The sequence below is a fragment of the Fluoribacter gormanii genome (assembly GCF_900156395.1).
Lineage (GTDB): Bacteria > Pseudomonadota > Gammaproteobacteria > Legionellales > Legionellaceae > Legionella > Legionella gormanii.
Map to the genome: position 1 here is coordinate 1 of NZ_FTNL01000024.1, position 16,232 is coordinate 16,232.

Below are 16,232 nucleotides of genomic sequence, written 5' to 3' on the forward strand. Positions count from 1 at the left end.
CAATCCTGGACGAAATCAGTATGCGTTCCTTAAGCCAGTTGCAGCTCCAAAAATAAACAGAGCACCTATTGCATTGCCCGAAGATAAGTTATGCACCAGCGGTAGTTCTTGTTTAATATCCTAAAGATTTACTCTTTATCATCTCAAAATGATGTTTCACCTATTGTGAAACATCATTAAAATCTCACCGGAACAATCGTCAAGCAAGGAAAGCAAAAATCAACAGCCGCCAATATACGCCGGCTTACCCATAATGTATGGTTGCTTTAATATTACCTTCAGATCCTAGAGCCATCAAAATAAACAACAGCTCACAAATATCATGTACTTTTTCACGGCGATATTTCAGATAGGTTGTGCTATCAGGATCAATCAAAATAGAGTCAGCTTCCTTGTCGGGCTTGAATATGCATAATGCACATCTTGACAGTAGCAAGCCAAATCTTTCTAAGCGGCTCCAATAATATACTAGGGTCATTAATTTTCTTTTTACCTAGTTTTTTAGGTTTTGTATCAGAGATAGGTAACTGTCTGAATAACCTTGCTGCCGCTTTACGATGACAGCCATGTATCTCGCAAAACTCATCCAATTGCGCGTGTAAAAAAATTTATCCTATTTAATATTCTCTTAATAAAAGGTCATTAAAATACCAGCTTAATCATTATTCAATTATTCATCAGATAACAAGCAACTTGTTGATTTTCATGAAGCAAGTTACAGGAGTTGTCTGTACTGAATGGAGGACTGGTAGACTTAGTTAACTAAATCAATAAGCAAATTTGATGTTGAGATAGATATTTAAGTTAATCAGTGCTTTTTGTATCGGCTAGTCCCATAGCAGCGACATAAAAACTCATGAACGACCTTACGGGTTTCCCTTTCCGATTACTAACTAAGCGTTGTAATTTGAATTATAAAGGAACCATCAAATCTTATCTCAATTAAAATTTAACCAATTAATTTTTATAAAAGGTTTTAAAATGGCTATACGTTATTTATCGTTTGACTTTGATGGGTGTTTATTTAATCTAGATTACATTCAATCGCCACATTTAGAGTTCAAAAAGCATTTAGGAGATGCCGTTCTTGTCCACAATAGAGCATTTTTAGATCAACTAAAAATAGAAAATGCTGCTTTTGATAATGTGGTTGCATTGATCGGCTCCAATAGGCAATCCTATGAGACTGATTGTATTAACATGGGCCATCCAAAAGCGTTTAAAGGTTCATGTTGTCCTGCGATTCAAACAGTATGTGCTGATCTGAATGTTACATTTGATCCTTTTCTTTTGGCGGATGTGGCTGGAAATCTTCCTTATGGAACTTCTTATCATTTAATTATGCAAGAAGTTACTTCCGGTGCGTATTTGAATGACGACCCTCAACATGAGCATGCTGAATGTACGATGGATGAAACTAAAAGAACGCTGCTATTTGCGCAGATGCAAAAAGCAGCTGTAGATCATCCTAATGAAGAAATTATCTTTGATTTCTTTGACGACAGGTATGATATCTTAGTTGGTCATTTGAACGAGTTTTTTACAAAATATCCGCATATGATCCCTAAAAATGTAACCTTACGCCTGAATAGGTATGCAGGTGATGATGTTACTTTAATGGCATCCATTAAAGGAACTGGCGAATCTTATTCTGATTATCCTGAACATGTTAATAATATGTTAGACAATTTGTGGGGTCACGATGAAATCGCTAAGACCTTGAAAGTAATTTCGAAAGAACATACAGATAGTGTATTAGAAAATTTTATCAAGCTCGAAGAACAAGCTATCGCTTTAGAATCATCAATACAGAATAGCGAACATATTGCTGACCGCACGGAAACTATTGATGAGCTGGGTGCTGCTCTTGCCTCTCTCAATTTAGTAGCACAGGAAATTGAACCCGTTGATGACTATATGGACGTTGACAAAAACGAAGAACTCGCTACAGAAAAAGAGGCTGGCGTAAGTACTAATGACTTTAGTGATATGTCTGATGAGTCTTCGGATGAAGACAGCGATCTTGAGTTTTTTGAAGACAATGGTCGAGAAAAAGAGCTTGACGCGGGTACTGATGACATAAGTGATAGTGATTTGTCTGTTGACGCCTCGGATGAAGAAAGTGATCTTGAGCTTGTTAAGGGCAATGGTCGTGAAAAAGAGGCTGACGCTGGCAGACAAACTCTTGCTACCGAACCTTCCACTATCCACGCGCGTCCAGAGGCAGAGCCTGCTAATCAACAACGCAATCCAGCGGGCAATCCTGGACGAAATCAGTATGCGTTCCTTAAGCCAGTTGCAGCTCCAAAAATAAACAGAGCACCTATTGCATTGCCCGAAGATAAGTTATGCAGCGGTATTAGTTCTTGTTTAATATCCTAAAGATTTACTCTTGATTACCTCGATTAATGATGTTTCACCTATTGTGAAACATCATTAAAATCTCACCGGAACAATCATCAAGCAGGGAAAGCAAAAATCAACAGCCCCCAATATACGCCGGCTTACCCATAATGTAGGTTGCTTTAATATTATCTTCAGATCCCAAAGCCATCAAAATAAACAACAGCTCAAAAATATCATGTACTTTTTCACGGCGATATTTCAGATAGGTTGTCGCATCAGGATCAATTACTATAAAATCAGCTTCCTTTCCGGGCTTGAATGTGCCAATTTTATCATCCAATTGTAATGCTTTTGCAGCTCCCAAAGTCGCCATATACCAACGCATCATACTCGGTAATTTCACACTATTTAACATGGAAACTTTATATGCATCATCTAAAACCGCAAACATTGAAAGACAATTTCCAGCCCCCCAATCTGTCCCTAAAGTGATTTTATTGGTGTATTTGAAGGCTCTTGCAAAGTTGAATAAACCGCTACCTAAAAAATTATTACTCAAAGGACACCAGGAAATAATCGCACCCGATTTTTTAAACAGTCCTAGCTCTTCATCTGTTGTATGAATGCAATGACCAAATACACTTCGGTCCGTCACCAAACCAAAATGGTCATAAACATCCAGATAATGTTTGCTCCAGGGATAAAGTTTTTTTACTGCAGCAATTTCATTCAGATTTTCGTCCAGGTGTGTTTGAATATAACAATCAGGATGTGCTTTTTTAAGTGAGCCACACAACTCAAGCATTTGCTCAGAACACGATAAAGCAAACCGCGGTGAAATACAGTAGGATAACCGGCCTTTATTATGCCACTTTTCGATCAAACGAACACAATTATCATAATTCTCTTGTGTTGTTAATCTGAGTTTATCAGGGGCATTTTCATCCATCAAAATGTTACCGGTTACAAAACGCATGTTTCTTTTTTGTAACTCTTCAAAAAATATATCAGTTGCCTCATAAAATAACGGTCCGTAAGATACGGCCGTTGTAGTTCCATTTCTTAAAAGATAATCAAGAAAGAAATTTAAATCTTTTATTGCACTCGCCCTATCACTATAAACACTCTCCGCAGGAAATACATAGTCTTCCAGCCACTCCAACAGTTTTTCACCATAGGCTGCAACAATTGCACTTTGAGTTGCATGTTGATGTGTATCAATAAATCCAGGAGTAATTATCTTATTTTTATAATCAACCAGTTTTACCCCATCTATTTTATTCTTTAAGACATCATAACGCCCCACATCAACGATCTTCCCTGCTTCAACAACCAGTATGCCATCCTCGATGTAAACATAATGACACTCTTGCTCTGATTGTTTTTCTTTCTTATTATCAGGAAGATTTTCAATAGTAGCCGTGTCTTTAAAATAAAAAACTGCACCTCTGTAAGCTGTTTTATCACTCATAACAACCTCCATGTTATTCAGGGTTCGTGTCCTTAATAAAATAAATCAGCAAAATTGAGGACAGTGTACAAAATGGCAATATCCACAGATAGGTAAAAAAATCTTTGGATACAGTCGTAATGAACAAATAAGGGATGAATAATAAAAGGGTATTAAATAGAAAAACTGCCGTATTTAATACGCTAATGGCCACACCACGGGTACTGTCTGATGAAATTTCACTGACCATTGTATAAAAAAGCATAGATCCTGAAAGTAAAAAACCAATCAAAAATGAAACTATTTTAGTAATAATAAATGAATTCATGCTGTAGTGAGGAAGATAAATTCCCAGTAATAAGACCATGGTTCCAGTGACTAAAGTGATGTGTATTACCATAATTCTTGATTTGACTGTATTGGAAAACCACCCTATTAATGGGGTACCAATACCAATCCCTACAAAAATCAATCCACTAATTATAATTGATTGCAGGTTATCGACTGAATAGTAGTTTTGAATTGGCATGAACCATAAACTCGCATAAGCAAGTAAAACACCAAACGACGTTGCTGCAGCAACGGAACACAGTACAATTTGCTTGTTTTTAAAAACAACCGCTAAAGATTTTTTTAGTGAAATCGAGCTATCTCTTATTAAACGAGATGGAGAACGAACAAGGATGGAAGATAAAACGAATAAAATCAGACCAGCAATCGCGAGCCATTGATACAGTTCATTCCATGTATGTGATATCAATTCTACTTTAAAATAATAATGAAGAACCCCAGCTAAAATACATGAAAGTGTTTGAGTCAAACCAAATAATACGGGAAATATCTGTGCTGAAAACCATTGGGAAATCAAAACTGCCGCTGCAACAAACGCAAAAGAAGCACCTATTCCTTGTATGAAATTTGCAAATGTAAAAATCGTCAAGCTATCCGCAATAGAAATAAAAATATTCCCTAAAGCCAGTAATAAAATTCCCCCGCTGACTACAATTCTTGGATTAAATTTATCAAGCAAATAACCAGCGGGAATTTGCATGCAAGCAAAGCCTAAAATAAACGCACCTGTTGCAATGGATACGCCGTAATCGCTGGCACTAAGTGTATTTTTTATTGGTTCTGAAAATACTGCTGCCGCAGTATTCAAACAAAAAGAATAAACAACAAACAATGTTGCAATCAACCAAACAATAGTCCCATATAGTTTTTGCATGAATTATCCCTTATTTCCAGGCAAATGCTTTTTTATGTCCTGCATGAACAAAAGTATAGCAAACTCTCAATTATATTCTGGATCCAAATCCCTTTGAAAAATACTTACCAAAACAATGAACATGGAGAATAATTTTCATCCACTCATCTATACTCAAAATAACCCAGGCACAATTTTTATCTTGCAGGATGCAATACTGGGCTGACTAAAAAGGAGTTTTTTTATGAAAGTTAATTACTTGGTTGTCCCTCTCATTTTAATACCACTATCTGTTCTCAGCCAAACCCTTGATGATGATGTTACTACTTTAACCATTTCACAAAATCCGGAGAATAAAAACAGTCAGGTCATCACATACTCTAATGAAACAGACAATTTAAGACAAAATAAGCCGTTCACTCGCAGCATTGATTATCCGACTCAAATTATTCGTATGGAAAAAAATATAGAAAGTCAGCAACTCTCCTGTGATGAGGTGAACAATCAAATTGATAAAATATTAGTACAACATATAGCGAATGAACAATTTACTTATGCAATTTATATTAGTTGTTATTATAATCCACAAACTAAATTGGCGACTCAGTTCATTATCAGCAGCTATTTTGATCCTGTAAGTGATCAAGCAATTACGTACCTGGAATCCTACCTCAATGAATACAACGGTACTAATTTGTTAGGAACAGAATATAAAATAGAATCTGCAAAAGGTCTCATCATTTCCTTGGATATCGCCGCAGGAATCAAAAAAAAACCCAATAGACCTCCTTTTACAGAATATCGAAAAGACCACAGTAGCTTTTATTTCAAAAGCAATTATGAAATGAAAAGCAAGCTATTTAGTGATATTTATCAAAATTTCTTTACCACTGATCCAGATAAAATACTTCCTTTTCTGGATAAATGGGTTTCTTCTCATGCAAGCTCCTTTTATAAGGCTGTTTTACGCGATTCAAATTACGTTGAACTACAACCTGAAAAAATTTTCCTGATGGAAAATGAGGAAATATTTGTATCAAACTTTAAACAATATTTTGCACATTTTTGCGAGCCCTATGAAAATCATAGGTGCTTGAACCCAGCAGGAAAAATGAACAGCGAGGAAAACAATTCAAAAATAGCTTCGTAAATTAGCGCCCCCGAAGTTTTGTAGTTTGTGCTCTAAGTGCAGAGTAGCGAAATCGGATTTCGTTGGATAAGTGTCCTGGGTTTCGCTGCGCTGCCCCCAAGACATATAGTGATTATAAGCTATATACGTTTAACCTAACTCAGGCTCATATACAGCTACCTTCCTCAATTTTAACTCACCTTGCTCTTCGGCAACCGCCTTATCATTCACGACTTTGGTCACACACGCATCAGACCAAACATTTAAAGCCGTTTCCAACATATCAATTAAACCATAAAAGGGTAAAATAACGCCCATAAGCACGATAGGAACATTCATACTTGATAACAGACTAATGCTTAGAAAAAAACATCCCATGGGGACGCCAGCATTGCCAATAGCAGCTACAGTAGCAACGAATATCCATAAAACCATCGTGCCGTAAGAAATTGGCATTCCATGATTCTGCATTAAATAAATGACCGTAGCAAAAATAAAAGCTGCGCAACCGTTCATATTTATGCTGGTGCATAAAGGTAAAACAAAACGACTTACTGATGGTTTTACTTGTAAATTACTTTCTATAGTATTCATCGTGACAGGCAATGTCCCTACTGAAGACTTGGAGAAAAATGCTACTGATAATGCAGGAAGCATGGAGCGCATTGCTGCAAAAGGCCGAATCTTATTCTTTTTTAACCACAAAGGTAATATTACAAAACCTTGAATTACATTCGCTAAAACAACAATCAGTAAATACTCCCCTATTCCTTTAATATCCATCCCCGAGCGCAACTGCACTACAGTTGAGGTAATAAAACCAAATAATCCCAAAGGAATAATTGTAATAATCCAACGGGTCATCACTAAAAACATGCCATGGGCGCCACGGAAAAACCGCGTAATGGTATCGCGAGACTCTTCATCAGGAATTTGGCGCACAGCAATACCAATAATAATGCTTAAGAACAATACGCCAATTACTTGTTGTTCAAGAAAAGGAGATAATAAATTGGTAGGTATAATATTCGCCAGGTAGCCCAAGTACCCTAAACTACTCGCAGAGTTGGCTGTTTGTGCATCCAAATTAACCTGAACGGAGCTGGGTTGGATTAAAATATAAAGCAAACAACTAATCGTTGCAGCCACTATGGTCGTAGAAAAAGTATACTTCAGTGTTCGTTGCCAAATCTTTTTCATGAATCCATCGGTTTTGTAGTTGGCTAGAGTAACAATGATAGATAAAGAAATAATGGGCAAACTAATGCATTTAAACAGTTTAATAAATAAATCGGAGATTAATAACCCTATTTCCTTCAAAAAAACTATATTTGACATCCCACTGACGATACCTAAACCAATCATTAGAGCATATAGCACAGGAGTGCTGAGAATGAGTTTTTTCTGTTGATGCGCTGCACACATGTTAATAATCCTTAAAATCAAAAAAGTAAAAATGAGAAGATTAAATTAACAGCAACAACAAGAAACGAGTTTAAAATGAGCGAGAGTTGAGCGATGATTCGTTTGTGTCGAGTGAGCTACCATAAAAACCTTATATTTTTAATCAAAAATTGAACAATTAGAGATATTCTAACACATCGCGTATGTTCGTCAAGAGATTTTAAAATCTACAGATCCATCAGTCAATCAATTCAAGACAATTGATCTGTCGCTTTAAACGGATGATTCGACGATAAGCTTCCTCTATACTTTTTTGATTTATTCTTTGCTCAAACACTAAACGTTCAATTATTTCAATCAATTCTGGCGCGGTAATTTTTGCTAATTGATTTGCAAAAATGAGCATATCAGCACCCGCATTGATTGTCCGGCATAAAGCATCCTCAAGTGAGTAATGATCGGTAATTGCTTGCATTTGTAAGTCATCTGCAATGATTACTCCATCATAGCCCATTGTCTTACGTAATAAGCCGGTTAAAATATCGCGGGATAAAGTTGCAGGTACCCCCTGATTATCTAACTGTTTATTCACCACATGTGCTGTCATGATCAGAGTTGGTTGATGAACATCTCGCACGAGTTGGTAATAAGGAACCAACTCATCCTCATGGAAGGTATTGGTAACATCTACAAAGCCTTTATGGGTATCACCTAATGCACTGCCATGGCCTGGGAAATGCTTATAGCAGCATGCAATACCATGGTGATGGAAGACATCTACAAATGTTCTGGCCAAACGAACAACTTCATCAGGGTCAGCGGAAAAACTACGCTGTAAACTTCCAATAATTCCTTGCTGATCTTGCAAATGCAAATCAACAACCGGAGCAAAATTAAGATTAAACCCCAAAGACTTTAAGGTTAATGCCATTTGTGTCAACTCAGCGCGCAAAGCCTCAGGGGATAATTGCGCCATTTTATGTGCATTCATAGTTGGCATACATCCCTCGACCCGAGACAAACGATCGATACTTCCGCCTTCATAGTCTATGGCAATTAATAAGGGCAAGTCATTATTTTTGAAATTGACCTCTGCAGAATGGTAATAATGATTGAGTTGATCGGTTAATCGTTTGATTTGTGTCTGACTTTTTAAATTCTTACCATATAAATTCGTAGATGCATCCTGATCGAATAATATAACACCACCTAATCCATCTGAAGACAACCATGTAGCTATGGGGCTTTTATCGTGTATATCGCACCCATCAAAGCCCATAACTAACATTTGACCAATTTTATTTCGAAGAGTAATCATCAGTCGCTCCGTCAACAAAATAAGGAAAAAAATTTCCCAAAGAATAGTTGATGTTGTAGCGAGAATCATACACAAAGATAAAAATTAATGCCATTTATATCTTTTTTAGCGGAATCGCTGGAATATCATCAAAATTACAACTGCAATTACCCGGTGCATTAGGAGGAAGAGGGACTAATGAAAAATCACTAGAATAGCAAACTGTCACGTTCCAGGCTGAATCCCCAGGATTTATTGTATTAGGCAAAGACCAATAATTTTTAGCAATATATGTTTTACCTGCGTCACTTTCCCAAAAAATTGGGGAAAATCGAGCTCGATACATTAATTTTTGACCCGGTTGACAAGGGAAAGTCTGGCGTGTCCACGATTTTCCAATAGGCACAGTAACTGTTGTTAAAGTTTTGGCGCTTATGGCATCCATCACATCGACAGATACATCATATTTGATCCAACAATTATCTTTAACTAAAGTGTAATAACAGGTAATCTCTGCCCAAAGCGAGCTTGAAGAAATCAGGCTGAAGATGAAAATAACATATCGTGCTAACATAATTTAATCCCTTTATTTACAAAACATGCTCACAATTTTTTGTTTCAAAAATAAAAACAATCAAACCAAATAGTAACAATCTTTTTAACTCATTTATTCATAGTATATACAATAACTATTGTAAGTTACGAATAAGTTATAAATTTAGGTCAATACAGGGTTGATTTTATTAGCCGACCTGTATAAGCTTGCCCGAATTGGAGAGATGGCCGAGCGGTCGAAGGCGCACGCCTGGAAAGTGTGTATACGGCAACGTATCGAGGGTTCGAATCCCTCTCTCTCCGCCAAATTTGATAAAAAGGCGGTCAACTCTTAACAAAAGTGCTTACCGTTTTTTTATGTTTAATATTCCCATAGGTGCTTTTGCAGTGATGGAACTGAAAATCCTGATTGCGGGTATGCAAAGGTATGATTATGAACAATTCATTAGGGATATGGCATATGAAATTAATTGTAATAGGAATTTTATTATCATTTAATGCAACCGCTGGCGATTATTTCCCTAAACTAACATCACAAGATCAACCTTGGTCTGTTACTGCTAGTGCTGGCACTGGTACTTATGAGGTAACATCCTCAAGAGATAAAAATGTTCCAATAGGACGATTAGCGCTAGCCAATGAAATGATGCTTGCTGGTAATATTGCTTTGGGCTTGGAGTTAGGACTACAAACCGGCACTCGAATCAAACTCAATATGCCCCAAGAAGCTTTTCACGCGCTGAAAAAATGGATTCCTATGCAAACTACTCTTGCCCCTACATTGGATTTATTAATTACATCCAAAAGCGATCCACTGGGCAATAGTTCTTTTTTTGCTCAACTCAAAGGTGGGCTTGCCTACAGACATTGGCGGGATGAGCGGGTTCCTCTTAATGACATTTCTCAATTAGCAGGCGAAATACAAGCAGGCTTTGGCTATCCAATTACTGCTTTGGCCAACCTAAACTTATTGTATCAAGGAATATTCAGTGGCAATGGGCCCAATTTTCATGTTGAAACTTATTCTAAAAGAGGGCAATTATCCAATATTCCAACCTTACATGCTGTACTTTTAGGGTTGTCTGTTAATCTATAAAAATTTTCCCCAAGATTTTCAATTTGTAACTAAGAGACAGATGCAGCGAGTCAACAATAGGCTATAATGTAATCTAAATGGATCTACTTCTCTATAGCAGGGAGTACTATCATGAAAGAGCAACATTACGCCTATAAAATAACTCATGGCGCATCCAGTCTAAATTGTCCTCATTCTGCCCTGAAAAACGATAAAATGCTGGACTTATTAAAAGAAATAGAAAACCAGCATAGTGATGGAATATTCTGGGTTTTTAAACAGTTTGGTGATCAACCTCAAGAACCACTCTGCATCATAGACGGTTCAAAAAAACGAGTTTACTTTCATTATTCCGGCGAGGTCGAAGACTTAAAAGATGCTATAGCCAATTTGAGTCATTAATACGCTGTCAAAAGCAGAAAATAAATATTTTTAATCAAATGGTTTTTTATTTTTTTATTTTGATCTCATATGATACAAATAAACTCTAGACAAATGACAGTTTTTTAGTCACTATTCCACTCGATTTTTATTGTCACGCGAAGAGAATATTTATGTCTTTAAAAGCCAAAATAGTTATTTTAAGTTTGATTGTTTTTAACTTATTGTCCAATGCTTATGCCGCTTCGGCAGCAAAGCATGTTGAAAGCGATACCGCCATCCAAAATGCTGTTTTATTTTATATTAACAAATACCGTCAGCAACATGGCTTATCCAAGCTTACAATGGATAACAATATTGTAATTCAAGCCAAACAACACTCTCAGGATATGGCCAATCATCGCATGCCTTTTGGTCATCAAGATTTTGGCAAACGGATTGCTAAACTACGCTCCCAGATTAAAAATACTGGCGGTGGTGCCGAGAATGTTGCATATAACTACAAAACCGCTAAGATTGTAGTCAGTCAATGGGTCAAAAGCCCAGGCCACAGAAGAAATATTGTAGGAAATTATAACTTGACTGGCATAGGGGTTGCCCGTGATAAGCAAGGCAAACTTTACTACACCCAAATTTTCCTGCAAACAGGAAAAAATCCTCGAAGCTATACGGCAAGAAGACCATACATTGGCGTTCCTTTTTTCGGGATTAAAAGACAAGGCTAAGCAACAAATTAAAGACGTGTAGCCTGGGCGCAACAAAACTGGGGTTTCCTCTGCGCCAGGCCACGTGATTATTAATACACTCCACACTACATTTTCTTCATTGATTCAACAAGTTAATTAAAATATTTTTAATTTTAACGAAATCTTTGCAAAAAACCAGTGAAATCATGTGGCATTAATACTCAGAGTGGCCTATCATAAAACCATAGACAGTACACATTGTTCAGCCAACATTATTACTTTGGGAGCCAGATTGAGAGTGCGGTGAGCAAGCTTAGCAAGTACTAAGAAGCCTGAAACACTCCAGAGGAGTCCACCTTGGTAAAAAAAGACTGTACTCAATCTTACTGTCTATCCCAAATTCAATAAAAGGGCGTATTACTTTAAATACGCCCTTTTTATTTTGCTTATCTATAATTCAGTAAATCGATGGCCTAAGGCACCCGAACATCTTAGCTAATCACTCATTATTAATTTAACTATTTTTTTTATGCAGAATCACTATAATCAAACAATTAAAGCTCAAGTTAGTATTATAATTAAAGAACACTTATAAACTGGACTTAGCTCAAATGGATTTTTTACTAATGTTGCTTGTCCTATTCTTTTTCAGCTTGTCCTTTGGACTAATTAGATTCTATGATTATTTATCAAGGAGTGAATCATGATCTTGTATTTAAGCTGTGGAATAATTGCATTCGGTTTATTAGTCTTTTTGTTGGTTGTATTATTCAAACCCGAATTATTTTAAGCCATGGATTTAATTTAAACATGGGATGGACCCCTTATGACAAAACCTGGTTTTCTACAAATTGCATTATATCTGTTCTTTTTGTTGCTTCTTGTAAAACCGTTAGGTTGGTACATGGCACAAGTGTATCAAGGCCGTCCTTGTTTCCTGGACATTATATTAAGACCTTGCGAACGCCTAATCTATAAGATTTGCGGGATCCATGCTCAAGAAGAAATGGGATGGAAAACCTATCTATCAGCGATGCTGTTCTTAAACTTAGCTGGATTACTGATTGCTTATCTTTTGCAACGTCTCCAATTCTATTTGCCTTTGAACCCCCAAGAACTTCCGTCCCCCTCACCTACGCTTGCATTTAATACCGCAATAAGCTTTACCACTAATACAAACTGGCAAGCTTATAGTGGTGAAACAACAATGAGCTATTTAACGCAAATGCTTGCGTTAACGGTACAGAATTTCATTTCGGCAGCAACGGGTATGTCTTTATTAGTTGCATTGATACGCGGAATCATAAAACATGAAAGTAACAGTCTGGGAAATTTCTGGGTAGATACCGTACGTGGAATACTATATATTTTATTGCCTTTGTCGTTGCTTTTTGCACTTACTCTATGCTCCCAGGGCGTCATTCAGAATTTTAAACCTTTTCAAAAAATTAACCTCACTCACCCATTTACTTACCAACAACCCATAAAAGATGCAACAGGTCAAACTGTATTAGATAACCAGGGTAATCCTAAAACAACACCTGTAACAATAACAGAACAGATCCTTCCCATGGGGCCGGTCGCATCGCAAATTGCCATCAAACAGCTGGGTACAAATGGCGGTGGTTTTTTTAATGCTAATTCAGCACATCCATTTGAAAACCCTACTCCATTGACCAATTTTCTGGAAATGGTAGCGATCTTACTTATTCCTGCAGCTTTTTGTTTTATGTTTGGCACCATGGTTCATGATAAAAGACAAGGCTGGGCGATATTAATAGCCATGTCCATTTTATTTGCTCCATGTTTAATACTTGAAGTTGTTGTCGAACAAGCAGGTAATCCAGCATTTCACCAAATGGGGATTGATACCACAGCTCAATCTGAATTGTACCCTGCCGGTAACATGGAGGGCAAAGAGACTCGTTTTGGCGTTGTCAGTTCTGCAATTTGGGCAACAGCTACAACTGCATCCTCTAATGGTTCAGTCAACTCCATGCTGGATTCATTCACTCCTCTAGGTGGGATGGTTCCATTATGGATGATGCATTTAGGTGAAGTCAGTTTTGGAGGCATTGGCTCTGGATTATCCGGAATGATCATGCTGATAATCCTCACTGTATTTGTTGCAGGACTTATGGTCGGTAGAACCCCAGAATACCTGGGCAAAAAAATTGAGCCTTATGAAATGAAAATGGCCTCCATTGCTGTTTTAATTATGCCTTTGATTGTACTTATAACTACCGCCTATGCTACGGTAACTTCCATTGGGATAAGCTCCATAGCGAATCCTGGTGCTCATGGTTTTACAGAAATCCTCTATGCATTTACTTCGATGGGGAATAATAACGGTAGTGCTTTTGCAGGCTTAAATGCCAATACACCTTTTTATAATATTGTCGGTGGCGTGATGATGTTGATTAGCCGGTATTGGCTTGCTATTCCTATTCTTGCAATTGCTGGTTCACTTGTTAAGAAAAAGCGTATTCCAAACAGTTCAGGTACATTAGCCACTCATACGCCACTTTTTATCACTTTATTAGTATATATTGCCATGATTTTGGGAGCATTGTCTTTTTTACCAGCTCTTGCTCTTGGCCCTATCGTGGAGCATTTGATGCTTTGGGGGAAATATGGCTATTAAATCGCATTCTATTTGGGATTTTAACATCATAAAAGGCGCTCTAAGAGACGCATTTTTCAAATTAGCACCTCATATTCAAATAAAAAACCCGGTAATGTTTACCGTTTATATAAGCTCAATTATCACCACGATTCTTTTTATACAAGCATGTCTGGGAAAAGGTGAAGCACCACCGTTTTTTATTCTTGCTGTTAGTTTGTGGCTTTGGTTTACACTCTTATTTGCCAATTTTGCAGAAGCCATGGCAGAAGGTCGAGGTAAAGCTCAAGCTCAAGAGCTGCGACGAGCACGTCATGAAATTCAAGCTAAAAAATTGGCAAAGGCATCTAAAAATGCGAAATTCTCTGTAATTCCATCCGTGCAATTACGTGCCGGAGATCTGGTCTTGGTTGAAGCGGGTGATTTCATACCGAGTGATGGTGAGATTGTAGAAGGAATTGCTTCAGTTAACGAAAGCGCCATAACTGGCGAAAGCGCGCCTGTTATTCGTGAAAGCGGAGGAGATCGTAGCGCAGTAACTGGAGGCACTCAGGTCATTTCCGATTGGCTTGTTATTCGCATCACCTCTAATCCGGGCGAAACATTTCTTGATCGGATGATTACCCTGGTAGAAGGGGCAAAAAGAAAAAAAACACCTAATGAGCTCGCATTAACAATTTTACTTGCGGCATTAACCATTGTGTTCTTAGTAATTTGTAGCACCTTGCTCTCTTTTTCGATTTACAGTGTCACTGTAACTAAAGCGGGTTCAGCCATCTCAATCACAGTGCTAGTGGCTCTTTTTGTTTGTCTTGCGCCAACAACTATTGGCGGGCTACTTTCTGCAATTGGTATTTCTGGAATGGATCGAATGATTCAAGCCAATGTCATTGCCTTATCAGGACGTGCAGTTGAGGCGGCAGGTGATGTTGACGTTTTAATACTTGATAAAACAGGAACGATTACACTAGGTAATCGGCAGGCAACCGAGTTTGTTCCTGCAGAAGGTGTCGATATCAAAGATTTAGCCGATGCAGCTCAATTAGCTTCACTTGCTGATGAAACGCCTGAAGGTCGAAGCATTGTTATTCTTGCTAAAAAAAAATATAAGTTACGTGCTAGAACTCTTGCGCCATTACAGGCAACCTTTATTCCGTTCACAGCACAAACGCGTATGAGTGGCGCAAATCTAGGCACCCGACAAATTCGTAAAGGCTCATCTGAAGCAATCGAAGAATACATCAATCAATTAGGAGGCCATGTTCCTAAAAATGTGAAAAATAATGTTGAAATAATCTCACGCCAGGGAGGAACTGCACTGGTTGTTACAGAGGGCTCAAAAGTCTTGGGAATCATTCGTCTTAAAGACGTTATTAAAGGAGGAATTCGAGAGCGTTTTGCACAACTAAGGCAAATGGGCATTAAAACCATTATGGTCACTGGAGATAATCCTCTAACCGCTGCTTCAATTGCTGGTGAAGCTGGAGTAGATGATTTTCTAGCCAATGCAAAACCGGAAGACAAACTTAAATTGATTCGTGACCTACAAGCTCAAGGTCATTTAGTCGCAATGACTGGTGATGGAACAAATGATGCGCCAGCACTTGCTCAAGCAGATGTTGCTGTAGCCATGAATTCAGGGACACAAGCAGCAAAAGAAGCAGGTAATTTGGTCGATCTGGATTCAAACCCAACTAAATTAATTGAAGTAGTAGAAATAGGTAAGCAGTTATTAATGACACGCGGAGCCCTGACTACGTTTAGTATCGCCAATGATATTGCTAAATATTTTGCCATTTTACCTGCCGCATTTGTGAGCACCTATCCTGCTCTAAATGTATTCAATATCATGCACCTGGCAACCCCACAAACTGCAGTGCTTTCCGCAGTAATTTTTAATGCAATTATTATTGTTCTTCTTATACCTTTAGCTTTACGTGGGATTAAATATAGACGCCTTCCTGCCGCTGAACTCCTAAGAAATAACGTAATAATTTATGGATTAGGTGGATTTATAATCCCTTTTATTGGCATCAAGATGATCGATATGCTCTTAATCACCTTAGGTTTAACAGGATAAAA

The 16,232-nt window shown here is 37.6% G+C and carries 13 protein-coding genes and 1 tRNA gene; 9 read left to right on the plus strand and 5 right to left on the minus strand.

The genetic code is table 11. From position 1 onward, the window contains the following. Positions 1 to 981: 981 nt before the first annotated feature. On the plus strand, positions 982 to 2,382 hold the full coding sequence (locus tag BW930_RS13690) for a hypothetical protein (protein WP_076547563.1): 1,401 nt from the start codon (positions 982 to 984) through the stop codon (positions 2,380 to 2,382). Positions 2,383 to 2,479: 97 nt separating this feature from the next. Here the strand turns inward: BW930_RS13690 and guaD are convergent, their stop codons facing one another. Continuing rightward, positions 2,480 to 3,817 (minus strand): guanine deaminase, encoded by a 1,338-nt coding sequence (gene guaD / locus BW930_RS13695; protein ID WP_058468975.1) that lies wholly within the window; start codon positions 3,815 to 3,817, stop codon positions 2,480 to 2,482. A gap of 13 nt (positions 3,818 to 3,830) precedes the next feature. Continuing rightward, a complete protein-coding gene (locus BW930_RS13700) occupies positions 3,831 to 5,021 on the minus strand; it encodes an MFS transporter (RefSeq protein WP_058468974.1) in 1,191 nt (396 codons plus the stop codon). 223 nt (positions 5,022 to 5,244) lie between these two features. Between BW930_RS13700 and BW930_RS13705 the strand changes: the two genes are divergently transcribed. Next, positions 5,245 to 6,150: an Lpg0189 family type II secretion system effector gene (locus BW930_RS13705; RefSeq protein WP_058468973.1), complete on the plus strand. Its 906-nt coding sequence runs from the start codon at positions 5,245 to 5,247 to the stop codon at positions 6,148 to 6,150. 129 nt (positions 6,151 to 6,279) lie between these two features. Here BW930_RS13705 and BW930_RS13710 read toward each other — a convergent pair whose 3' ends face one another. The 3 genes from BW930_RS13710 to BW930_RS13720 form a co-directional block, all read right to left on the minus strand. After that, on the minus strand, positions 6,280 to 7,554 hold the full coding sequence (locus BW930_RS13710) for a dicarboxylate/amino acid:cation symporter (RefSeq protein ID WP_058468972.1): 1,275 nt from the start codon (positions 7,552 to 7,554) through the stop codon (positions 6,280 to 6,282). A gap of 217 nt (positions 7,555 to 7,771) precedes the next feature. Next, complete coding sequence (locus tag BW930_RS13715; protein ID WP_058468971.1) at positions 7,772 to 8,851, minus strand: glycoside hydrolase family 3 protein; 1,080 nt, start codon at positions 8,849 to 8,851, stop codon at positions 7,772 to 7,774. A 94-nt stretch (positions 8,852 to 8,945) separates the two neighbouring features. Further along, positions 8,946 to 9,404, minus strand: a complete 459-nt coding sequence (locus tag BW930_RS13720) for a hypothetical protein (protein ID WP_058468970.1) — start codon at positions 9,402 to 9,404, stop codon at positions 8,946 to 8,948. A gap of 199 nt (positions 9,405 to 9,603) precedes the next feature. Here BW930_RS13720 and BW930_RS13725 point away from each other — a divergent pair. The 7 genes from BW930_RS13725 (at position 9,604) to kdpB (ending at position 16,230) form a co-directional block, all read left to right on the plus strand. After that, a tRNA-Ser gene (locus tag BW930_RS13725) sits at positions 9,604 to 9,691 on the plus strand. Between the two features lie 154 nt (positions 9,692 to 9,845). Beyond that, positions 9,846 to 10,481, plus strand: coding sequence for a hypothetical protein (locus BW930_RS13730; RefSeq protein WP_058468969.1), 636 nt, complete (start codon positions 9,846 to 9,848; stop codon positions 10,479 to 10,481). A 111-nt stretch (positions 10,482 to 10,592) separates the two neighbouring features. Beyond that, entirely contained in the window at positions 10,593 to 10,862 is a 270-nt protein-coding gene (locus tag BW930_RS13735; protein WP_058468968.1) for a hypothetical protein, read from the plus strand. A 152-nt stretch (positions 10,863 to 11,014) separates the two neighbouring features. After that, a complete protein-coding gene (locus BW930_RS13740; RefSeq protein ID WP_058468967.1) occupies positions 11,015 to 11,566 on the plus strand; it encodes a CAP domain-containing protein in 552 nt (183 codons plus the stop codon). Positions 11,567 to 12,230: 664 nt separating this feature from the next. Beyond that, complete coding sequence (locus tag BW930_RS17545) at positions 12,231 to 12,317, plus strand: potassium-transporting ATPase subunit F (protein WP_076547564.1); 87 nt, start codon at positions 12,231 to 12,233, stop codon at positions 12,315 to 12,317. Positions 12,318 to 12,353: 36 nt separating this feature from the next. Next, positions 12,354 to 14,171 (plus strand): potassium-transporting ATPase subunit KdpA, encoded by a 1,818-nt coding sequence (kdpA, locus tag BW930_RS13750; RefSeq protein WP_058468966.1) that lies wholly within the window; start codon positions 12,354 to 12,356, stop codon positions 14,169 to 14,171. Continuing rightward, positions 14,161 to 16,230: a potassium-transporting ATPase subunit KdpB gene (kdpB, locus tag BW930_RS13755; protein WP_058468965.1), complete on the plus strand. Its 2,070-nt coding sequence runs from the start codon at positions 14,161 to 14,163 to the stop codon at positions 16,228 to 16,230. Before kdpA ends, kdpB begins: the two co-directional genes overlap by 11 nt. Positions 16,231 to 16,232: the final 2 nt, after the last annotated feature.